18 protein-coding genes and 2 tRNA genes are annotated in these 22,128 nt (G+C 34.7%); 9 read left to right on the top strand and 11 right to left on the bottom strand.

Features of this window, described 5'->3' with window-relative positions:
• Positions 1-70 precede the first annotated feature (70 nt).
• The 6 genes from ychF to K1I67_RS06865 form a co-directional block, all read right to left on the bottom strand.
• Entirely contained in the window at positions 71-1,186 is a 1,116-nt protein-coding gene (gene ychF, locus K1I67_RS06890) for a redox-regulated ATPase YchF (protein ID WP_045762398.1), read from the bottom strand.
• 83 nt (positions 1,187-1,269) lie between these two features.
• Positions 1,270-1,464, bottom strand: coding sequence for a DUF951 domain-containing protein (locus tag K1I67_RS06885; protein WP_049503817.1), 195 nt, complete (start codon positions 1,462-1,464; stop codon positions 1,270-1,272).
• 66 nt (positions 1,465-1,530) lie between these two features.
• A complete protein-coding gene (dnaN, locus tag K1I67_RS06880) occupies positions 1,531-2,667 on the bottom strand; it encodes a DNA polymerase III subunit beta (protein WP_223339373.1) in 1,137 nt (378 codons plus the stop codon).
• Positions 2,668-2,824: 157 nt separating this feature from the next.
• Positions 2,825-4,180, bottom strand: a complete 1,356-nt coding sequence (dnaA, locus tag K1I67_RS06875) for a chromosomal replication initiator protein DnaA (RefSeq protein WP_223339372.1) — start codon at positions 4,178-4,180, stop codon at positions 2,825-2,827.
• A 221-nt stretch (positions 4,181-4,401) separates the two neighbouring features.
• Positions 4,402-5,160 carry a ParB/RepB/Spo0J family partition protein gene (locus tag K1I67_RS06870; protein ID WP_223339371.1) on the bottom strand — a complete coding sequence of 253 codons (759 nt, stop codon included), beginning with the start codon at positions 5,158-5,160 and terminating at the stop codon, positions 4,402-4,404.
• A gap of 56 nt (positions 5,161-5,216) precedes the next feature.
• Entirely contained in the window at positions 5,217-6,401 is a 1,185-nt protein-coding gene (locus tag K1I67_RS06865; RefSeq protein WP_223339370.1) for a S1C family serine protease, read from the bottom strand.
• A gap of 183 nt (positions 6,402-6,584) precedes the next feature.
• Between K1I67_RS06865 and rlmH the strand changes: the two genes are divergently transcribed.
• From rlmH to K1I67_RS06835, 6 genes are all read left to right on the top strand, one after another.
• The gene (gene rlmH / locus K1I67_RS06860) at positions 6,585-7,064 is read left to right on the top strand and encodes a 23S rRNA (pseudouridine(1915)-N(3))-methyltransferase RlmH (RefSeq protein ID WP_000695942.1); all 480 of its coding nucleotides are present in this window, start codon (positions 6,585-6,587) and stop codon (positions 7,062-7,064) included.
• 43 nt (positions 7,065-7,107) lie between these two features.
• A tRNA-Arg gene (locus K1I67_RS06855) sits at positions 7,108-7,181 on the top strand.
• A 165-nt stretch (positions 7,182-7,346) separates the two neighbouring features.
• On the top strand, positions 7,347-7,481 hold the full coding sequence (gene comC, locus K1I67_RS06850) for a competence-stimulating peptide ComC (protein ID WP_080936286.1): 135 nt from the start codon (positions 7,347-7,349) through the stop codon (positions 7,479-7,481).
• Positions 7,482-7,503: 22 nt separating this feature from the next.
• Positions 7,504-8,823 (top strand): competence system sensor histidine kinase ComD, encoded by a 1,320-nt coding sequence (comD, locus tag K1I67_RS06845; protein WP_223339369.1) that lies wholly within the window; start codon positions 7,504-7,506, stop codon positions 8,821-8,823.
• Complete coding sequence (comE, locus tag K1I67_RS06840; RefSeq protein ID WP_049530388.1) at positions 8,820-9,572, top strand: competence system response regulator transcription factor ComE; 753 nt, start codon at positions 8,820-8,822, stop codon at positions 9,570-9,572. The genes comD and comE overlap by 4 nt, the downstream gene beginning before the upstream one ends.
• A 120-nt stretch (positions 9,573-9,692) precedes the next feature.
• A tRNA-Asn gene (locus K1I67_RS06835) sits at positions 9,693-9,766 on the top strand.
• Positions 9,767-9,977: 211 nt separating this feature from the next.
• Here K1I67_RS06835 and K1I67_RS06830 read toward each other — a convergent pair.
• Entirely contained in the window at positions 9,978-10,520 is a 543-nt protein-coding gene (locus tag K1I67_RS06830) for a TetR/AcrR family transcriptional regulator (RefSeq protein WP_001158257.1), read from the bottom strand.
• Positions 10,521-10,648: 128 nt separating this feature from the next.
• On the opposite strand from K1I67_RS06830, the gene K1I67_RS06825 reads away from it, so the two are divergent.
• Positions 10,649-13,303, top strand: coding sequence for a YhgE/Pip domain-containing protein (locus K1I67_RS06825; RefSeq protein ID WP_223339368.1), 2,655 nt, complete (start codon positions 10,649-10,651; stop codon positions 13,301-13,303).
• 31 nt (positions 13,304-13,334) lie between these two features.
• Here K1I67_RS06825 and K1I67_RS06820 read toward each other — a convergent pair whose 3' ends face one another.
• Positions 13,335-15,884 (bottom strand): YfhO family protein, encoded by a 2,550-nt coding sequence (locus K1I67_RS06820; RefSeq protein ID WP_223339367.1) that lies wholly within the window; start codon positions 15,882-15,884, stop codon positions 13,335-13,337.
• A gap of 61 nt (positions 15,885-15,945) precedes the next feature.
• Positions 15,946-17,568, bottom strand: a complete 1,623-nt coding sequence (locus K1I67_RS06815; RefSeq protein ID WP_000958799.1) for an ATP-binding cassette domain-containing protein — start codon at positions 17,566-17,568, stop codon at positions 15,946-15,948.
• A gap of 206 nt (positions 17,569-17,774) precedes the next feature.
• Between K1I67_RS06815 and trpS the strand changes: the two genes are divergently transcribed.
• The gene (gene trpS / locus K1I67_RS06810; RefSeq protein ID WP_223339366.1) at positions 17,775-18,800 is read left to right on the top strand and encodes a tryptophan--tRNA ligase; all 1,026 of its coding nucleotides are present in this window, start codon (positions 17,775-17,777) and stop codon (positions 18,798-18,800) included.
• 161 nt (positions 18,801-18,961) lie between these two features.
• A complete protein-coding gene (guaB, locus tag K1I67_RS06805) occupies positions 18,962-20,440 on the top strand; it encodes an IMP dehydrogenase (protein ID WP_045762410.1) in 1,479 nt (492 codons plus the stop codon).
• A 54-nt stretch (positions 20,441-20,494) separates the two neighbouring features.
• Here the strand turns inward: guaB and recF are convergent, their stop codons facing one another.
• Together recF and yaaA are read right to left on the bottom strand one after the other, a co-directional pair.
• Entirely contained in the window at positions 20,495-21,586 is a 1,092-nt protein-coding gene (recF, locus tag K1I67_RS06800) for a DNA replication/repair protein RecF (RefSeq protein ID WP_223339365.1), read from the bottom strand.
• Between the two features lie 2 nt (positions 21,587-21,588).
• Positions 21,589-21,957, bottom strand: coding sequence for a S4 domain-containing protein YaaA (yaaA, locus tag K1I67_RS06795; RefSeq protein WP_223339364.1), 369 nt, complete (start codon positions 21,955-21,957; stop codon positions 21,589-21,591).
• Positions 21,958-22,128: the final 171 nt, after the last annotated feature.

Here is a 22,128-nt window from a genome sequence, read left to right as displayed (position 1 = left end):
ATATTTCCTTTCAAAAGTCAAAAGGGTTGGAATTTTTTTCCAACCTAATTGACATTATTTTAAATATTGATTAAACGTTAAAGCGGAATTCCATAATATCGCCATCTTGCACGACATATTCTTTTCCTTCTTCACGCAAACGTCCAGCTTCTTTTACAGCCTTTTCAGAGCCGTATTTTACCAAATCGTCATAAGACATGGTCACTGCACGAATAAAACCTTTTTCGAAGTCAGAGTGGATGATACCAGCTGCTTGAGGAGCTTTCATACCACGTTTAAAGGTCCAAGCACGAACCTCTTTTTCACCAGCTGTGAAGTAAGTTCCAAGTCCTAGTAGATGGTAAGCAGCACGAGTCAACTTATCCACACCTGATTCTGTCAAACCAATGGCTTCAAGAAACTCTTTTTTATCTTCATCGTCTAACTCAGAAATTTCTTCTTCAGCACGCGCTGAAATAACCACTACCTCTGCATTTTCTGTTGCTGCGAATTCACGAATTTGCTTCACATAATCGATAGATTCTGGGTCTCCAACGACATCCTCATCAACGTTAGCTACATAAAGAACAGGTTTCGTGGTCAAAAGGAAAAGACCTTTGACTACTTTTTGCTCTTCATCTGTAAATTCAATGGTACGTGCTGATTTACCGTCTTCAAGAACAGGTTTAATCTTTTGAAGAACGTTAAATTCTGCAACTGATTCCTTATCTTTTTGTGTACGCGCCATTTTTTCTACACGCGCATAGCGTTTATTGACTGATTCTAAGTCAGCAAGAATCAACTCTAGGTTAATAGTATCAATATCTGCTAGCGGATCCACAAAGGCATCTTCACGACCTTGCTCACGCATGACATTTTCATCATCAAAGGCACGAACCACATGAACAATCGCATCAACTTCACGGATATTGGCCAAGAATTTATTTCCCAAACCTTCTCCTCTTGATGCTCCTTTTACAATCCCTGCAATATCTGTAAATTCAAAGGTTGTTGGAACTGTCTTTTTAGGAGTAATCATTTCCGTCAATTTTTGGAGGCGTTCATCTGGAACTTCTACCATTCCAACGTTTGGGTCAATGGTTGCAAATGGATAGTTTGCAGCCTCTGCTCCTGCTTTTGTAATTGCATTAAATAGGGTTGATTTACCGACGTTTGGCAAACCCACGATACCTGCTGTTAAAGCCATAGTTTCTCATTCTCCGTTCACATTTCAATCTTCAATATTATAACACAAAAAGGGAAAACTTGCTAACCCTCTAACTAGGGTTATTAGTCGATGATTTTACTCATTTTTCTTTCAAAATCATAGCGACTCATCATGACTACGTGGTCACAATTACTACATTTTATTTTGATATCTGCACCAACACGAGTAATTTCCCAGCGATTTGCCTTTTTGCCTGTTGACTTAATCGTACAAGCATGTGGTTTTTTCATTTCAACAAAATTTCCAACCTGATACATAGTTAGTCTCCTTTTTCTTTTTCGATTATACCATAAAAGAGGCGAGCTAGGCTCAACCTCTTTTCATTAATTTGTACGAACTGGCGTGATGAGCTGCATGAAATCTTCATCTGTATCAGCTGGAACCAGAGTAAATGGACGAACTGCAGAAATAAAGCTGATTGTAACCTTTTCGCTATTTAGAGCTTTTAGTGCTTCAATCAAATAAGTTGGGTTGAAACTAATTGTCAAATCAGCACCACTTACATTTTCAGTATCAATTTCTTCGTTTACTTTCCCTACTTCTGGAGAGTGAACATGGGCACTTACAATTCCTTCTTTGATTTCTAATTTAACAGTACCATTTTGTGTCGCACTTGATAAAAGACGTGCACGTTCCATAGACTGGCGTAGTTTAGCAACGTCAAAAGTCACTGTTGTATTGAAATCTGTTGGAATCAATCGATCTGTATCTGGATAATTTCCTTCTAAGAGACGTGTGTAGAAGCTAATATTTTCACTTCTAAAGAGAATTTGATTATTGGCGAAGAAAATCTCCACTGTTTCGATATCATCCGTAAAAACAGCTGAAAATTCACGTAGCGAACGACTTGGGATGACAACATCAAAATCATCGCTATTTTTTTCAAGAGTCAACTTTTTCTGACTGAGACGGTGAGAGTCTGTCGCAACTGTTTTTAATTCTTTATGATTGTTCAAGACAAAATGTACCCCCGTCAAAATAGGACGGCTTTCTTGGGTACTAGCTGCAAAAGCTGTTTCATTGATAATCTTTTTAAGAAGTTTTGTTTCAAGAACTAAAGGATTGCTTGCAGAAATTTCCTGAATACGTGGATATTGCTCGCTATCTTTTCCTTTAAGAGTAATCTCTGATTTTCCACTAGTTAAGACAATTTGCTTTTGTTCAATCTCTTTAAAATCAAGTGTTACATCTGGAAGACTTGAAACAACATTGATAAAGAAAGAAGCTTCCAGTAGAACTGAACCTAAAGAGTTAATCAAGAGACCTGCATTTTCATTTTTTTGCGATATAAAATTTTCGATTGAGATTTGACCATTTGATCCAATCAAGGTAATTCCTTCATTGGTAACATCAATTTTTACAGTCGATAAGATAGGAATTGCATTCTTTGAGCTAATAGCTCTCTTTGTTGTATTTAAGGCTTGTAAAAATAAGTTTTTATTAATTGAAAAATGAATCATGGATTCTCCTTTATTCTTTTTATTATTAGAAGGATAATAGTAATAATAGAGTGTGTGAAATCTGTGGAAAAACACTTGTAATCAAGAAAACTCAAGGACAGATCCTTGTTTAAAAGATGTGGATAAATGAGAGATTTTTTTAAAAGTTATCCACAAGTTATTTAATTTTCTTTTTGATGTTTTCAATTTCTATACGTAAATTATCATCTGTTTCAAGCATGGATTTGATTTTTCCATGAGCGTGAATGACTGTTGTGTGGTCTTTACCACCAAACTCTTTTCCAATCTTAGGAAGGCTATTATCAGTCATTTCTCTGGCTAGATACATGGCAACTTGACGGGCTAAAACGATATTTTGAACACGTCTAGTTCCTTTCATTTCCTTGACACTAACACCATAGAAGTTTCCAACTTCTGTTTGGATTTTATCAATTGGAATCACAATCATTTTGCTGACGTCTTGTTTACGAGCACGAATAGCTTCAGCGGCAATGTCAACTGTGATATCGTTAATCTTTTTGACTTTGGCCATTAGGCTGATATCATTGAGTGCACCCTCGAGTTCTCGCACGTTAGAGTCAAATTGTCCAGCCAAATATTCGAGTGTATCATTCTGAAAATGATAATTGAGATGTTCAGTCTTACTCTGTAAAATAGCAATACGTGTTTCAAAATCAGGTGGTGTGATATCTGTCGTTAATCCCCACGAGAAGCGCGTGACCAGACGTTCAGGTAGACTCTCTAAATGTTCAGGCCTACGATCGCTTGTTAAAACAATTTGTTTATTATTATTGTGAAGGGCGTTAAATGTATTGAAAAACTCTTCCTGAGTCTGAACTTTCTTTCCACTAAGAGATTGAATATCATCAATGAGTAGGAGATCTAAACTACGATAAGTTTTTTTAAATTTTTCCATATCATTGAGTCTCAAATGCTCTAGAAATTCATTAATGAAGCTTTCAGCAGGTATGTATTTAACACGCGCATTTGGACTCTTTTTTAGAATTTCATTACCAAGGGCATTTAGCAGGTGAGTTTTTCCAAGTCCAGGACCTCCATAGATAAATAGAGGATTATAAGTTAGTCCAGGATCTTCAGAAACTGCTAAAGCTGCGGACTTAGCCCAAACATTACCATTTCCTTGGACAAAATTATCGAAAGTATACTTTTCCTTGAGTCCAGTTTCAGAATATGGAATAGTGGACAGATTTTGCTGATAGTTATTTGTAGACTCAGAATGTAGGTCTACTTGAGAGGCAGCTTCTTCAACTTTCGTGAAGACATAATGGGCTTTTATTTCAGTATCATAGATTTCAAAACCTGCCGCTAAAAGCATCCCATTGATATTTCTTTCCCAGAAAATCTGCATTTCATCTCGGGGTAAGAAAATCGTTGCAGTAGTCTCTTCAACTTTAATAAGTTTCGCGTCTAAAATATAGAAATCATAAACTGACTGAGTTAGTTTATCATGTGCAAGTTCTAAAAGACGATTCCAAAATTGTTTTTCCTTCAATGATTTCCTCCTCCTTTACTATAGAATTTAAAAGGTTTATTGATAGAATCATTTTACCATAGATGAGATTATTTTTCCACAACTTGTGGAAAACAATTAACAATGTTTTTAACTGTTATCCACAAAATGTGGATAACTAAGAAAAATTCTGAAATACTGGGCTTTTAAAAACTAAAATGCAGTGGATAACTATGTTCGTTAAGAATACTAAAATAACAGCCTTATTTCAGGCTGTTAATAAATTGTTGGTATTCATCTTGGTTATGGAAAGAAATAGTAATTTTACCACTATCTTTTTTTTGTAGCTTAATCTGAACTTCTAATCCGAGTATTTTTTTTAATGTTTGCTCTTCCTCTTTGACAAAGTAATCTTTTTCTTTTTTGTTGATCTTCTTCGTTTTTTGTAGTATTTGTTCAACTTGCCGAACAGAGAGATTTTCAGTTTGAATACGATTCAAGAGTTTATCTTGTTTATCACTTGATAATTGAATGAGGAGTCTAGCGTGAGCCTGGGAAAGCTTCCCACTTTCAACTTCGGTTAGGATATGTTTAGGTAGCCCTAACAATCGAACTAGGTTTGTAATATAAGGTCGAGATTTCCCCATTTTTTCAGCAATTTCTGTGTGGGTAAAACCTTTATCAATTAAGGACTGATATACTTTAGCTTCCTCTATTGGATTTAAATTTTCTCGTTGGAGATTCTCAATGATAGAATGAAGCACCATATCTTGATCAGAAAGTTGCTTAACAATGACAGGAACTTCGGAAAGACCAGCAACTATAGATGCACGATATCGTCTTTCTCCAGCTAAAATCTCGTATCCAAGTACAGGAGATTTTCTAACGATAATAGGCTGAATCAAACCGTTTTCCTTAATAGATTGTGCCAGTTCTTGTATTTTTTCTTCTGAAAATTCCTTACGAGGTTGATAGGGATTTTTTTGAATATCTTTTATTTGAACAATTTTAAATTCTTCCATAATTCTACATTATCACAACTTAGATATTCTGTAAAGTAACTTTACATATCTGTAAATTACTTATCTAAATCACTAGTACTCTTATCTAATTTAATAGTTGTTGTTTCTTCCTTACCATCACGGTAGTAAGTAACAGTCATACTGTCTCCAATAGAGTGACTATATAGAGCACTTTGTAATTCAGTAGTGGAAGAAATAGCTTTATCATCTATTTTTGTAATGACGTCATATTGTTGCAGATGTCCATTGGCAGGCATATTTTTTTGAACAGAACGAACAGCGACACCAGAAGTAACATTTCCAGGAAGTTTTAGTTTTTGAAGATCAGTTGTACTAAGATTTGATAAGTTAACCATGTGGATTCCAAGAGCAGGTCGAGTTACTTTTCCATCTTTTTCTAATTGTTTAATAATATTGATTACGTCATTTGCAGGAATGGCAAAACCAAGACCTTCGACAGATGTTCCACCATTAGAGGCAATCTTACTTGATGTAATACCGATAACTTGGCCTTGAATATTAATCAAAGGACCGCCAGAGTTACCAGGGTTAATAGCTGTATCTGTTTGAATAGCATTGGTTGAAATAGCTTGTCCGTCTTCAGATTTTAGAGAGACATTTCTATTTAAACTTGATACAATCCCTTGAGTCACAGTGTTGGCATATTCAGAACCTAGAGGACTTCCGATTGCAATAGCTGTTTCTCCAACTGTTAGTTGATTAGAATCACCAAATTCAGCTACTGTAGTGATCTTATCTGCAGCAATTTTTACAACGGCAATATCTGAATAAGTATCAGAACCCACAATTTCACCAGGGACTTTTGTGCCATCTGCTAAACGAATATCAACTTTTTTAGCGCCATTAATAACGTGAGTATTGGTTACAAGGTAGGCAGTATTCCCTTCCTTTTTATAAATGACCCCAGAACCTTCGCTGTATACTTGTTCAGCATTGGTATCTGTATCAGTTTCATCAGATCCGAGTAAACTATTTTGAGAATTTGATGAGTAAGTAATGACAGATACAACAGCATCTTTAACTTTATCGACTGCCTGTGTAGTTGAGTTTTCATTTTTTACAGCTGTTTTGCTGACAGTCGTTGTAGTTGTCGTACCACTATTTTGTTTTTGACTGAGCTGCAATGTGGTAAAAGTACCTAAAATACCACTAAAAAAGCTAATGAGAATGACTACTAAAAGTTGTCCCCATTTTTTGGAACTAGTTTTTAAGTTTTTCATAGAAGCCTCCATGTTTTTTTATCAATGAAAGTATAAAATAGCTAGCTTAATCCAAGCTTAAAAACAAAAAGTTTTTCACAACTTGTGGATAACTTTCGAAAACCTGTGAATTTATTGAAGTTTTTCAAAATCTTATCTGTGAATAAGATGTGAAATTTAGTGTGAATATGTTAGAATAGAAGAATGAAAATTAAAGTGGTAACAGTTGGAAAACTGAAAGAAAAATATCTCAAAGATGGCATAGCAGAATACTCCAAGAGAATTTCACGATTTGCTAATCTAGAAATGATTGAGTTGGCTGATGAAAAAACACCAGATCGGGCCAGCGAATCTGAAAATCAAAAGATTTTGGAGTTGGAAGGGAACCGCATTCTTGCTAAAGTAGGGGAACGTGATTTTGTAGTTGTTTTAGCTATTGAAGGAACCACTTTTTCTTCTGAAGAGTTCAGTAAGCAGCTTGAAAGGGCTTCTATCAATGGATTTTCGACAATCACTTTTATCATTGGTGGGAGTTTAGGACTATCTCCAGAGGTGAAAAAAAGAGCCAATCTCTCTGTTAGTTTTGGGAGATTGACGCTTCCTCATCAACTAATGAGATTAGTCTTAGTAGAACAAATTTATAGAGCGTTTTCGATTCAACAGGGCTCTCCCTATCATAAATAGATGATTGACTAAGCTAGCTTTTTTTGATAAGATAGATTAGTAAGGTCTCATAGCTCAGCTGGATAGAGCATTCGCCTTCTAAGCGAACGGTCGCAGGTTCGAATCCTGCTGGGATCAGTGTTAAATCGTAAGCTGGGAAAAAATCCCAGCTTTTTTTGTAAAAATTTGACATTTCAGAATAAAATTTGAGCATTTGAGAAATAATTCTCTATAGGTATCGTAGATTTTATATAATATTTTTGTAAGTTAATTTACAAGAAAAACATTATAGGAGTTTATATTATGAAAAAGAATACAGATTTTGCTCAAATGAAAGATTTCCAAGAATTGAACGAAAAAGAACTGCAGGAAATCAGAGGTGGGGAATGGAGACCTCCATATACAATAAATAATTTTCTTTTTCCAAAAAGAAAGTAAGTAAAAATAAAGGTGGGAAATAATGAATTTATTCGGATTAGTAATTGCTATTGTTTATGTTTTTATTATTAGTAAAATTCATGAATGGGTTTGTAAAGCAACTAGAAAAGACCAATATTTTTTTAGTCTTTATATATTTCTAATACCATTAGTATTGGAAATAATTCTCTATTTCTTGAAATTAGATAGTTTTAGTTTGTCTAAATTTTTATTTCCTTTCCTCCTATTTGGTTACTTTGTTGGATTTAAGAAGTATGAGAAATCTAAGGGAATTTTTATCAGTCTATTATTTTCTCTTTTATATAATAGTACTAATAACTTTTTATCAGTAACCTTATCATCTATTACAGGAGATGAGTTTGCATTGAAGTATAACAATTATTTTTCTCTATTTATCCTGATCTTAACTTATTTGGTTATTAAAGTTGTTGTGTCTTATTTCCATCTCGAATTTAAATATTTTGATAAAGACTATCTATATCCTTTTCTGAAGAAAGTGCTCTTTGCATTTATTTTTCTACACGTTGTCTCTTTCACTTCAGATATTGTGAGTACGATTCGTCACTTAAATGGTTTTGGAAGTATTTTATCATCCATTGTTTTTGTTGGCCTACTTTTGACTTTTTTCTCCATGAATTCTCATAAAGTTCAGATAGAAAAAGAAATTGAATTGGAACAAAAGAAGTTTGAGCAAAAACACTTGCAAACTTACACGGATGAGATTGTTTCCTTATATAATGAAATTCGTGGTTTTCGTCATGACTATACAGGAATGCTTGTCAGCTTAAGAATGGCGATCGAAAGTAAAGATTTACAAGAAATTGACAGGGTTTACAGTGAAGTTCTTGTAAAGGCGAATCAAAAATTACGTTCAGATAAGTATACCTATTTCGATTTGAATAATATTGAGGATTCAGCCCTTCGTAGTTTGATTGCACAATCTATTGTGAATGCGAAAACTAATGATGTAGAGTATACACTAGAGGTAAAAGATGTCATTACTCCTTTGTCCATGGAATTGTTAGATTTGGTGCGCGTGATGAGTGTTCTTCTCAATAATGCCGTTGAGGGAGCAGTTGAAAGCTATCAGAAACAACTAGAGGTAGCTATTATCAAGTTGGATCTTGAAACTCTAGTTGTCATCCAAAACTCTTGTAAAAAAAGAAAGGTAAAATCCGAAGATTTATTTGAATTAGGATTTTCAACTAAAGGAAGACATAGAGGACTTGGACTTAATAATGTTAAAGAAATTTTAGGAAAATATGACAATGTTATTTTAGAAACAGAAATTGATAATGATGTATTTAAACAAGTAATTAGATTTAAGAGGGAACTGATATGAAAGTATTGATTTTAGAAGATATTATAGAACACCAAGTAAGGTTGGAAACAACTCTAAATAAAATTTCTAAGGAAACAAATATTCCTATCTCCTATAAAACAACAGGAAAAGTAAGAGAATTTATGGAATATGTAGAGCATGATGAAGTCAATCAGCTTTATTTTCTAGATATTGATATCAATGGGATTGAGAGAAAAGGATTTGAGGTTGCTCAATTTATTCGTCACCGCAATCCTTATGCCATTATTGTTTTTATTACAAGTCGATCTGAATTTGCTACCTTGACTTATAAATACAAAGTTTCAGCATTGGATTTCATTGATAAAGAAACCAGTGATCAAGTTTTTAAAAATAGAGTTGCCGACTGTGTGCTTTACACTAAGACTACTTTACTTGAAAACCAATCAGTCGTTGATTATTTTGATTATAGTTATAAAGGAAATGATCTTTGTATTCCTTATCATGATATTCTCTACATTGAAACAACTGGAACTTCTCATAAATTACGGATTGTAGGTAAGAATTTTGCAAAAGAATTCTATGGAACAATGACAGATATTCAAGAAAAGGATAAGGAAACCCAACGTTTTTATCTAGCTCACAAGTCATTTTTAGTCAATATTGGTAATGTGAGAGAAATTGATCGTAAAAAAATGGAAGTTGTATTTTATGAAGATCATCGTTGTCCTATCTCTCGTCTAAAAACAAAAAAATTGAGAGAACTAATGGCTAAAAACCAAAAAAAGTAATTGACAATTTTTGATAAATTGATATAATGGTTATATCTGCTACAGGTAGAGGGTCCGTTGGTTAAGAAATCGTCTTTTCATAGCGGTAACACGGGTTCGAATTCCGTACGGACTATTTAATCCGCCATAGCTCAGTTGGTAGTAGCGCATGACTGTTAATCATGATGTCGTAGGTTCGAGTCCTACTGGCGGAGTCAGATGAAAGGAACACTAATTTGGTGTTCCTTTTTTGATTCTTTGTTCGATGTAATGAGGGGAGGCATATTCAATATATTGAGAAAGAATGATTTTTGTCCGAAAATAAAACTAAGAAAATTGTATTGCCTTAGCCTAATAAGAACAACAAAATAGGCTCCATAATATCCATAGGGGTTTGATTTCCTATAACTATTATAGAGCTTTTTATTAATTTGTATCCCCTAACATTTTCATCAAAAAGTCCGTGATTTCTTGTGGACTTTCTTTTTTTCCGTGGGCAATCCAGGTTTGACAGACTCCAAAGAGAGCATTTGTTAGATAGACGCTACTGTATTCTAATTCTACTTCATTTAGTTTGAGTTGCATAAAACGTTTTTGAAGGTCCGTGCTCAGTAGGATGTGAAGCTTATTTCTCAGGAAATTTTGAATTTCCTTGGTTCCATTTTCAGATAAAAGAGCTGCTAGAAGCGGTTCTGATTCCAAGTATTCAAATACTTCTAGAATAGCATCTCGTTTGTGATTAGCATGTTTTTGAAAGATATATTCGAAGGTATGAAATAGTTTACTTTGGTAATGTTCAATCATATCGTATTTATCTTTGTAATGAGTATAGAAACTGGAGCGGCTAATTCCAGCTTTTTGTGCTAATTTAACAGTTGTAATCTGATCGAATGGTTGTTCCATCAATAATTCTACCATGGCATTTTCGATAATGCGCTTGGTTTTTAATCGTTTATTACTTTCTTGCATGTTCCCTCCATATGAACATTTTTAGACAATGTGTTTAAAAACGGATTTTTTATCTTGTCTTTTTAATTTTTTTATGTATAATCTATTATATCAAAAATTTAGACAAGTAGTTTAAAAAAGGAGACAATATGTTTAAAGAATGGAAAGCAATCTTTAAAAAACCGACATTTATTATTGTCATGATAGGAATTTCCTTAATTCCAGCTCTTTACAATATCATTTTCTTATCATCAATGTGGGATCCATACGGTAAACTTTCGGAGTTACCTGTAGCAATTGTTAATAAGGACCAAGCTGCTACTTATAATGATGAAAAACTCACTATTGGTGAAGACATGGTGTCTAATTTAAAAGATAGTAATAGCTTGGATTTTCATTTTGTAGATGAAGGTGAGGGAGAAAGAGGACTGCGGGATGGAGATTATTACATGGTCGTAACGTTGCCAAGTAATCTTTCTGAGAAAGCTTCTTCTATCCTTACAAATCATCCTGAACAGATGACGATTGACTATCAGACATCAAGTGGTCATAGTTTTATTGCTAGCAAGATGAGTGATTCTGCCATGACACAAATCAAACAGACTGTGGCTACTAAAGTTACTCAATCTTATACCAAAGCTTTATTTGATAAGATGGGGGATTTAAAACTTGGTTTATCTCAAGCGGCAAATGCAAGTTTACAGTTGGCTGATGGTTCGAATCAGCTTTCTGATGGGAGTCAAACCTTATCAACCAATCTTCAAACCTTAGCTCAATCGAGTCTCACATTTTCTAATGGTGCTGATCAATTATCTACAGGTTTAGGAACCTATACAGCTGGTGTAAATCAGTTAAATCTTGGTCTTGGTAATTTTAATACTGGTTTAAATCAATATACCAGCGCTATTTCACAAATTGATAATGGATTAAACCAACTGAATTCACAGACACCGGCACTGGTATCAGGATTGACTCAACTTGATGCAGGCACACAAGCCTATACAGGTGGTGTTTCTCAACTCAATTCAGGATTAAATCAATTTTCACTTGGTATTGATACTTATACAAATGGAGTTCAAAGTCTATCATCAGGTGCAAATCAGATTTCTACAAAATCAGAGACTCTACGTACAGGATTAACACAACTTAATCAAGGTATTCAAGAACTTTCTACTCAATTAGATGGGGCAAACCAACAGAAAGATCAGATTAAACAATTAGCAACTAGTTTAGAGCAATTTAATCAAGCTATTCAAACAGCAGATAATGGAGAGATAACTCAAGTAACAAACCAGCTTTCTAGTAGTCTATCAACGATTGCAAATTCAGCACAAAGCATCATTACTTCAAATCAATCTGAAAAAGAAACTACTTTATCAGCTATTCAATCTACGAGTGCTTATCAAAGCTTAACTCCTGACCAACAGGCAGAGATAACTTCTGTGGTTTCTAATCAATCATCTTCTGCTAGTGAGTCAGCACGAACAATTTTAACTACAGTTCAAACGTTACAATCTTCTTTAGAAAATGTAACCACTCAAACAGATAGTCTAACTCAATTAAAGAATCACTCAAGTCAATTATTACCAACTGCTTCTTCAACATTGACAAGTTTGTCAAGTGGATTAACACAGATTCAAACAGCAATTGATGGTCAGTTATTGCCAGCTAGTCAAGCTCTTGCATCTGGTATTGACAGCTATACAAAATCTGTAGATCAAGTAGCTTTAGGAGCAAGTCAGTTGAGTTCGAAAAATTCGAATTTGACAGGAAGTTTCAATAAGTTGCTACAAGGCTCTAATCAGTTAACAGAAAAATCTTCTACATTGACAGGTGCTACTGCTAAATTAGCAGCGAATGGGCCAGAATTAGCAACAGGAATTGATAAACTTGCATCAGGTGTCAACCAAGTAAACAATAAAACATCAGATTTAACTGCTGGATTTAATCAATTACAAGCGGGTTCTCAACAATTAGCTGATAAATCAGACCAGCTAGTTTCAGGAGCAAATCAACTGGCTAATGGTTCTGAAAAAATAGCTAGTGGAGCAGATCAACTTGCTCAAGGATCTGAAATTTTACAATCAGGACTCGGAAAATTAAGTGATGGTTCAAGTCAATTAAATCAAGGGTTGACAGATGCTGATAAACAATTGAATAAGGCTTCAACTGAACCAAAAAATGCAGACTTACTGGCTGATCCTTTAAGTCTTTCAAAAACTGATACGGATCAAGTTGCTGTTAATGGGATTGCTATGGCTCCGTATATGATATCAGTTGCTCTTTTTGTTGCTGCTATTTCAACTAATATGATTTTTGCTAAATTGCCTTCTGGGCGCCATCCAGAAAGTCGCTGGGCTTGGTTTAAGTCTCGCTTTGAAATTAACGGTATCATTGCTGGTTTGGCAGGAGTATTAGTTTATGGTGGAGTACATTTAATTGGACTTACTGCAGTACATGAATTCAAAACCTTAGCTTTGATAATTTTAACCAGCCTTGCTTTCATGGCGATGGTAACAGCATTGACAACCTGGAATTCTCGCCTAGGCGCCTTCTTCTCTTTAATTTTATTACTCCTTCAATTAGCATCAAGTGCAGGAACTTATCCTTTAGCTTTGACGAATCAATTCTTTAAAACTATTAATCCATGGTTACCTATGAGTTATTCAGTTTCAGGTTTACGACAAACCATTTCTATGACAGGTAATATTCATAGTCAGATTATTTTCCTTATCTTTACAGTAATGATTTTTGTTGCTTTAGGAATGCTAGCCTATCAACCTAAAAAAGCTGAAGAGGACTAAAAACTATCGACCAATTCGGTCGATAGTTTTTTTATCTAGAATATTTTTTTCTTTGAATATCATAAAAAATAAAGACAATAATAGCAATAAGAGAACAACTTGCACCACCAACAAATCCTTTTGGTAAAAAGGAAAGGGTAATAGTTCCTTCACCTTCAGGAACATCAATTTTCATAAATCCAGTTTGTGCCTGTTGAATTTGTAATTTTTTACCATTTTGGTAAGCAGACCATCCTCGGTCGTAAGGAATTGTGAAAAAGATCGATGTCTCATTCTTTATCTTATAATTTACAGTGACTTTATTTTTATAAGAGCTCACTTCTACTGGATTTTCTTTTATTTTGCGTATAGCATCCGTATATTTCTTAGTATCTAAGCGATAGAAAGTTGGAGATTCAAATGATACTTGAGCATTTCCTGGGAACTTAACCTGGATATCAAAAGTTTGTTTATGTTCTGCATATCCAAGATTAAAAAATGTAAAAGCATTATCTGTGGTAAAGGATTTTTTTTCACCATTGACAATGATGTCAACTTGCTTTTTCTTATCATTTGAAAAATTTAGCTTGGTCATGGAAAGGTAAACCTGACTATTATCAGGTACTTCAATACTGTAGCTGATAGTTGCATCTTCATTATCTGTTCCATTTAGATTGACCACACTGTCACTAGAGTCTGTATGATGATCTATCGGATAAAAGTACTCTTCATTTAAGCCAGCAATTTGATTTAAAAATTGAGTTTGGTTATCAAGAGTATGGTCATTAAAAGTGACATCTTTGTAAAGAGACTGTGTAGCAAAAGCAATTGGTAGAGCGAATTGATTTTTATAAAGGGTTAGATTATCTTTTTGATAGCTTGGATGAAAACCATATTTATCTGGATAGGTTTCAGAAATATTGTAGCTGATTCCAAATAGACTATCTGCAATGATAGTATTATTTGCATAACGAAGATTAAGGTTGGTACCTGAAGATTTAAAACCCAACTTATCTAACGTTGTACTTGCAGAACGATTACGAACAGATGAAAATTGTGAGATGCCATTGTAGTTAAATTTCATGCTATCGTTTCCAGTTTGAGTTTGTAACTTTTCAGTTCGTGTAAATGTATCGGGTTGCTGTTTGGTATACTCCAAAATAGCTTTCATACTTGGAATATCTTTATCATAGGTACTACGAGAAGCAAATCCCCATTCTTTCGTAATTCCATTTAGTTGAGATGAAGTATTAAAACTAATTTCACTTATTGTAAATATCAAAATAAGAATTGAAAAGATTTTTGGAGAAATCAGTTTTTTAATAAGTGCCAATAATAACAGTAAGTATACCACTAAGAATTCAAGCGTTAAGAGTATATTTAATTTAGTTAAAAACGAATAATGATTTTTAAAATAAATGGTTGCCAGATAGCCAGATAAAAGTAAAGTTATTGAAAATAAAACGTTCCACAATTTTATATCCTTAACTCTATTTAAAACTTCTGCTGATATATAAATTAAAAGAGTAGAGAAAATCCACGCATAGCGATGAAGAAACATATTTGGCGCGTGCATTCCTTGCCAAAATAAATCTAAGGCTTCTAGATAAAAACTAGCAATGATGATAATGAGTAGAGTTGCATAGCATAGTTTCACGTGAAACTTAATTGATTTTAATGTAAAGAATACAATTGTTAAGATGAAAGGAAGGAGGCCAACAAAAATCATTGGGATAGAACCATATTTAGTTGTATCGAAAGCACCAATAAATTGTTTAGCAAATAGATCTAGATACCAACTGGCATCTGTTTTTATTTTTGTAATAGCGGTTAGTTTTTCACCATGAGTTCTTAAGTCAAACAAGGTTGGGAGTGTCATGATGAAACTTGTTAAACCAGCGAGTAAGGATGTTAGGAAAAAATCAAGGAAAGAGAACTTGCGACTTTTAAAATCCCAGGAAAGTTGGCAAAAATACCAAACTACCAAAAACAGGGCAGTCATATATCCAAAATAGTAGTTTTGGATAAATAATATTGACAAACTTGTAAAGTATAGAATACGTTTTTTTTCCGTTATGAGTAGATGTAAACCACTTAAAATTAAGGGGATTAAAATAAAAACATCTAACCAGGTTTTAATCTCAAGTTGACTAACTGTAAAGCTCATTAATGCATATGAGGTAGATAGAGCTAATCGAAGTAGGGCAGGTATATTTTTGAATATTTTACTCAAGCTAAAAAAGGTTGACAGACCTATCAAGCCAAATTTCAACAAGGTTGACAGATAGACTGCATCTGGCATGCTTGATACATCAAAAAAATAAACAAGAGGAGATAGAAAACTACCAAGGTAATAACTGGACAAGGCATAAAAATTGAGACCTAGACCACTGGTAAAAGTATAAAATAGACTATCACTCCCATGTAAAATATTACGAAGATTTAGATCAAAAATAACATATTGATGAAATCCATCCCCTAATAAAGGTGAAGTATCACTGTTCCAGTAGATACCTTGAGAAAGATAGACTCCTGACATAATTACTAGGGGAATGATGAAAGAAATAAAATAGGTCCAATAGTTTCTAAAAAATGTTTTCATGTTACCTCATAGAATGATAGAAAACTCAGTTGGTTAATCCAACTGAGTTTTAAAGTATTATTTAGTCTTTCCAAAGTTCTTTGACTTTTGCTTGTACTTCAGCATTTTCTAAGAATTCATCATAGGTTTCATCGATACGGTCGATTACACCGTTTTTAGATAGGACAATAATGTGGTTAGCCAATGTTTGAATGAATTCATGGTCATGACTGGCGAAGATGATTGATTCTTTGAAGTTTTTCAATCCATCGTTCAAACTTGAAATAGATTCCAAATCTAAGTGATTAGTAGGATCGTCAAGTACTAGAACATTTGATTTCAAAAGCATGAGTTTCGATAGCATCACGCGCACCTTTTCTCCTCCTGACAAGACGTTTACAGGTTTGTTAACCTCATCTCCAGAGAAGAGCATACGACCAAGGAAACCACGCAAGAAGGTATTGTCATCTTCTTCTTTACTTGCAAATTGACGGAGCCAGTCAAGGATAGATTCACTCCCAGCAAAATCAGCTGAATTGTCTTTTGGTAAGTAAGAGCGACTAGTTGTAACCCCCCACTTGACAGTTCCTTCATAGTCGATATCACCCATGATCGCACGAATCAATGCAGTTGTTTGAATGTCGTTTTGACCGATAAGAGCTGTCTTGTCACCTGGACGCAAGATAAAGCTGATGTTGTCAAGAATAGTTTCACCATCAATCTTGACAGATAGATTTTCTACTGTCAAGAGATCGTTTCCGATTTCACGTTCAGCTTTAAAGTTGATAAATGGATATTTACGACTAGATGGCACAATTTCTTCAAGTTCAATCTTATCAAGCATTTTCTTACGTGATGTTGCTTGTCTTGATTTAGAAGCATTAGCAGAGAAACGAGCAACGAATTCTTGTAATTGCTTAATTTTTTCTTCTGCTTTAGCATTACGGTCTGCTAGCAATTTAGCAGCAAGCTCAGAAGATTCTTTCCAGAAGTCGTAGTTTCCGACATAGAGTTTGATTTTTCCAAAGTCAAGGTCGGCCATGTGAGTACATACTTTGTTCAAGAAGTGACGGTCATGGGATACGACAATAACGGTGTTATCAAAATCAATCAAGAAATCTTCTAACCAAGTAATAGATTGGATATCAAGACCGTTGGTCGGCTCGTCTAGAAGAAGTACATCTGGTTTACCAAATAGAGCTTTAGCAAGGAGTACTTTCACTTTGTCTCCATTTGCGAGTTCACTCATATTTTGGTAATGAAGATCTTCAGGGATATTCAAGTTTTGCAAGAGTTGTGAAGCTTCACTCTCAGCTTCCCAACCACCTAGTTCAGCAAATTCTCCTTCAAGCTCAGCTGCACGAACTCCATCTTCATCAGTAAAGTCTGCTTTCATATAGATAGCATCTTTTTCTTTCATGATGTTGTATAGTTTTTCATTACCCATGATAACAACATCAATAACACGTTCATCCTCATAGTCAAAGTGATTTTGACGAAGCACAGAAAGACGTTCATCAGGTCCAAGAGAAACATGACCAGTTGTAGGTTCAATATCCCCAGCTAAGATTTTTAAAAATGTTGATTTACCTGCACCGTTAGCACCAATTAAACCATATGTGTTTCCTTCTGTAAATTTGATGTTGACCTCATCAAAAAGTTTGCGATCACTAAAACGTAGTGAAACATCAGATACTGTTAGCAATTTTTTTCTCCTATTATATGTAATACTCTAATTCTACTAGAAAATCAGCAAATATTCAAATTTTTATCTGTCAATTATTTGTAAATTAAGTTTACAGATAGTTTACAGTCAAGGAGTTGAAATCGTAATTATTTGATAAAAAAAATTATCTGTCTTTTTATCAAAAAAATGCTATAATTGAAAGGACCATATCAAAGGAGAATAAGATGAATAAACCCATTATTTTAACAGGAGATCGTCCAACGGGTAAATTACATATTGGGCACTACGTTGGTAGTTTAAAAAATCGTGTCTTATTACAGCAAGAAGATAAATATGACATGTTTGTTTTTTTGGCTGACCAGCAAGCTTTAACTGACCATGCAAAAGATCCACAAACTATTGTAGAGTCTATTGGGAATGTTGCTTTGGACTATCTTGCAGTGGGATTGGATCCTAACAAATCAACGATTTTCATTCAAAGTCAAATACCAGAATTGGCAGAGTTGTCTATGTATTACATGAATCTAGTGTCTTTGGCTCGTCTGGAGCGTAATCCTACTGTAAAAACAGAAATTGCTCAGAAAGGATTTGGAGAAAGTATTCCAACTGGATTTTTAGTTTATCCAATTGCTCAAGCAGCAGATATCACAGCTTTTAAGGCTAACTATGTTCCTGTAGGTACAGACCAAAAACCGATGATTGAACAAACGCGTGAGATTGTGCGTTCATTCAATCATGCCTATAATTGTGATGTTTTAGTAGAACCGGAAGGAATTTATCCTGAAAATGAAGGAGCAGGTCGCTTACCTGGTCTTGATGGAAATGCCAAAATGTCTAAATCGCTTAATAATGGTATCTACTTGTCAGATGATGCAGATACTTTGCGTAAGAAAGTAATGAGTATGTATACAGATCCAGATCATATTCGTGTCGAGGATCCAGGTAAGATTGAAGGAAATATGGTCTTCCATTATTTAGATGTTTTTGGACGTCCTGAAGATGCTCAAGAAATTGCTGACATGAAAGAGCATTATCAACGTGGAGGTTTAGGTGATGTCAAGACTAAACGGTATCTACTGGAAATCCTAGAACGTGAACTTGGTCCAATCCGTGAACGTCGCCTAGAATATGCTAAAGATATGGGTGAAGTGTATAATATGCTTCAAAAAGGTAGTGAAAAAGCTCGAGAAGTTGCTGGTCAAACGCTTTCAGAAGTAAAAGCTGCAATGGGTCTAAATTACTTTCATTAATAGATAAAATATGAACTCTAAAACTATCTCTTCTTTAAAATTAAAGGGATAGTTTTTTACATTATCTATTATCAATATAATTGACAAATTTTCATAGAATGGTATGATAGATACAATACAAAAAGCGTCAAGCTCAAAAAGAAAGAAAAGAGGAAACTTCAATGTCTAATTGGGACACTAAATTTTTGAAAAAAGGTTTTACCTTTGATGATGTATTGCTTATTCCAGCAGAGAGTCATGTATTGCCTAATGATGCAGATTTAACAACAAAATTGGCAGATAATTTGACTTTAAATATCCCAATTATTACAGCAGCCATGGATACTGTAACAGAAAGCCAAATGGCTATTGCTATTGCGCGTGCAGGTGGTCTTGGTGTTATCCATAAAAATATGTCTATTGAACAGCAGGCAGATGAAGTTCGTAAGGTAAAACGTTCTGAAAATGGTGTTATCATTGATCCATTCTTCTTGACTCCAGAGCATACAATTGCAGAAGCAGATGAACTCATGGGACGTTACCGTATCAGTGGTGTTCCAGTGGTTGAAACTCTTGAAAATCGTAAATTGGTTGGTATTTTAACAAACCGAGATCTTCGTTTTATTTCAGATTACAATCAACCAATCTCAAATCATATGACCAGTGAGAATCTTGTTACTGCTCCTGTTGGAACAGATCTTGAAACAGCTGAGAGCATTCTTCAAGAACACCGTATTGAAAAACTTCCTTTGGTTGATGAAGAAGGTCGTCTTTCTGGCTTGATCACGATTAAAGATATTGAAAAAGTGATTGAGTTTCCAAATGCAGCTAAAGATGAGTTTGGTCGTCTTCTAGTTGCTGGTGCGGTAGGTGTAACTTCTGATACATTTGAACGTGCAGAAGCACTCTTTGAAGCAGGTGCAGATGCCATTGTTATTGATACTGCCCATGGTCACTCAGCAGGTGTTCTTCGTAAAATTGCTGAAATCCGTGCGCACTTCCCAGACCGTACACTAATTGCCGGAAATATTGCCACTGCTGAAGGTGCACGTGCTCTTTATGATGCAGGAGTTGACGTTGTTAAGGTTGGTATCGGACCAGGTTCAATCTGTACAACTCGTGTTATCGCAGGTGTAGGAGTTCCACAAGTTACAGCTATCTATGATGCAGCAGCAGTTGCGCGTGAATATGGCAAAACAATCATTGCTGATGGTGGAATCAAGTATTCTGGAGATATTGTTAAAGCCCTTGCTGCTGGTGGAAATGCAGTAATGCTTGGATCAATGTTTGCAGGAACAGATGAAGCTCCAGGAGAAACTGAAATCTTCCAAGGACGTAAGTTCAAGACATACCGTGGTATGGGTTCAATCGCTGCAATGAAGAAAGGTTCAAGCGACCGTTACTTCCAAGGCTCTGTCAATGAAGCAAATAAACTCGTTCCAGAAGGAATTGAAGGACGTGTTGCATATAAAGGAGCAGCAGCTGATATCGTATTCCAAATGATTGGTGGTATCCGATCTGGTATGGGTTACTGTGGTGCAGCTAACCTTAAAGAATTGCATGATAATGCTCAATTTATCGAAATGTCAGGTGCCGGTCTAAAAGAAAGCCATCCACACGATGTGCAAATCACAAATGAAGCACCAAACTACTCAATGTAATAAAAAATCTCCTGTAAAACAGGAGATTTTTTATTATTTACACCGATGTAAATATTAGTTTACAAATAATTGACCGCTCTTTACAGTAAATATACTGAGATTATCTGGTAAGTTTTGAAGATGCTCTAAACTAGTTGTCGTAATAAAGGTTTGAATATTTTGAGATATAGTTTCTAATAATTTAAGTTGACGAGTATTGTCAAGTTCGCTCATAACATCGTCAAGTAAAAGTATAGGCGATTCTTTTGTAATGTTCTCCATTAATTCGATTTCAGCTAGTTTAATAGAAAGAACAAGGCTACGATGTTGTCCTTGACTTCCAAAACTTGCGTCCATTCCATTGATTAAGAAAATCATATCATCCCGATGAGGACCAACTCCAGTATTCTTTTTAAATAAATCTCTTGATCTACTTTTTTGAAGTGCTGCATAGAAAGATTCTGCTAGTTTTCCCTTGTCAGTGAAGTTTACAGATGGTTGATAACGAATTGACAACTCTTCTAATTGGTCCGAAATATCAAAGTGTTTTTCACGACCAAAAGATTCCATTTTTTTGATAAATTCTTCTCTGTGAACCATCACTCGACAACCATAGTCAACTAGCTGGTCGTCCAGAACAGATAAAAATGTTTCGTCGATCTGATTCGCTGACTTTAAGTAGGTATTTCTTTGTTTAAGAACATGGTTGTAGCTTGACAAATCTGACAAGTATATGGGTTTGATTTGCCCTAGCTCCATATCTATAAACTTACGTCGGATAGCTGGTGCTCCTTTGACAAGTTGTAAATCTTCGGGTGCAAATAGAACAACATTCATGTGTCCAATATAGTCAGATAGTCGAGCTTGCTTTAAGTGATTGACTTTAGTAATCCGACCTTTTGGAGTCAAATCAATCTCAAGTGGTACAGTAGCCGTTCGTTTTTGAATAATTCCAGAAACTTGAAGCTGTTCTTCTTCAAATTGAATTAAATTCTTGTCTGTCTTTGTCCGATGACTTCTAGTTAAAGCTAAAAAGTAAATACTTTCCAGAAGATTAGTTTTGCCTTGGGCATTTCGACCCACAAATACATTTAATTTAGGATTAAATTCAATTTCGGTATCCTGATAGTTTCTAAATTGCTTGATGGATAAGTTTTTTAGCCACATACTTATCTACCTGGGAAACGTGGTGCAGTTTTTGTTTTAGCTTTCGGGGTCTTTTTTGTTGGCTTTTTTTTGACCGTCTTATTCATTTCTTTGACAAGTTTAGCCACACGTTCTTTCTCAAGTTTTTCTTGGACATATTCTTCCTGTTCTTCTAAGCTCGGTTGCGTCAGAATGATTTGGATTTTCCTGTCAGGAATGTCTATAGAGTCTCCGATTCTTACTTTTTTTCCACGACGATTTTCTAATTCACCATTAAAGTAGACATGATGCTCAGCTAAAAAGGATTTAATAGCTCCACCACTGTGTATAATACCAAGTTCTTTCAAGAGAGCTTGGAGAGTGATAAATTCTTCAAATAATTTGTATTCCATAGTTCACCTCAATCTTTGGTATTATACCATATTTTACCTTGAAATGGCAGAGGTAAATTCGTTAGAATGAAAGCGATTTTAATTCTAAAAGGGGTCCCCAATTGTCAAGTCAAGTGCAACAAAGTTGTTCCTCTGATTAAGCGAGTATCTTTCAAGCTGTTTGAGCTGACT

This window comes from Streptococcus infantis, assembly GCF_019929575.1.
Lineage (GTDB): Bacteria > Bacillota > Bacilli > Lactobacillales > Streptococcaceae > Streptococcus > Streptococcus infantis_L.
Note: the sequence above shows the minus strand (reverse complement) of the source record. Positions and strands in the feature narration are given on the sequence as shown.

Excerpts from the sequence above, each read along its gene's own strand:
- K1I67_RS06865 (WP_223339370.1), bottom strand. The coding sequence starts at position 6,401 with ATGAAAAACTTAAAAACTAGTTCCAAAAAATGGGGACAACTTTTAGTA.
- K1I67_RS06885 (WP_049503817.1), bottom strand. The coding sequence starts at position 1,464 with ATGTATCAGGTTGGAAATTTTGTTGAAATGAAAAAACCACATGCTTGT.
- K1I67_RS06825 (WP_223339368.1), top strand. The coding sequence starts at position 10,649 with ATGTTTAAAGAATGGAAAGCAATCTTTAAAAAACCGACATTTATTATT.
- dnaN (WP_223339373.1), bottom strand. The coding sequence starts at position 2,667 with ATGATTCATTTTTCAATTAATAAAAACTTATTTTTACAAGCCTTAAAT.
- ychF (WP_045762398.1), bottom strand. The coding sequence starts at position 1,186 with ATGGCTTTAACAGCAGGTATCGTGGGTTTGCCAAACGTCGGTAAATCA.
- yaaA (WP_223339364.1), bottom strand. The coding sequence starts at position 21,957 with ATGGAATACAAATTATTTGAAGAATTTATCACTCTCCAAGCTCTCTTG.
- trpS (WP_223339366.1), top strand. The coding sequence starts at position 17,775 with ATGAATAAACCCATTATTTTAACAGGAGATCGTCCAACGGGTAAATTA.
- K1I67_RS06830 (WP_001158257.1), bottom strand. The coding sequence starts at position 10,520 with ATGCAAGAAAGTAATAAACGATTAAAAACCAAGCGCATTATCGAAAAT.
- K1I67_RS06820 (WP_223339367.1), bottom strand. The coding sequence starts at position 15,884 with ATGAAAACATTTTTTAGAAACTATTGGACCTATTTTATTTCTTTCATC.
- K1I67_RS06870 (WP_223339371.1), bottom strand. The coding sequence starts at position 5,160 with ATGGAAGAATTTAAAATTGTTCAAATAAAAGATATTCAAAAAAATCCC.
- recF (WP_223339365.1), bottom strand. The coding sequence starts at position 21,586 with ATGTGGCTAAAAAACTTATCCATCAAGCAATTTAGAAACTATCAGGAT.
- rlmH (WP_000695942.1), top strand. The coding sequence starts at position 6,585 with ATGAAAATTAAAGTGGTAACAGTTGGAAAACTGAAAGAAAAATATCTC.
- comE (WP_049530388.1), top strand. The coding sequence starts at position 8,820 with ATGAAAGTATTGATTTTAGAAGATATTATAGAACACCAAGTAAGGTTG.
- comC (WP_080936286.1), top strand. The coding sequence starts at position 7,347 with ATGAAAAAGAATACAGATTTTGCTCAAATGAAAGATTTCCAAGAATTG.
- guaB (WP_045762410.1), top strand. The coding sequence starts at position 18,962 with ATGTCTAATTGGGACACTAAATTTTTGAAAAAAGGTTTTACCTTTGAT.
- comD (WP_223339369.1), top strand. The coding sequence starts at position 7,504 with ATGAATTTATTCGGATTAGTAATTGCTATTGTTTATGTTTTTATTATT.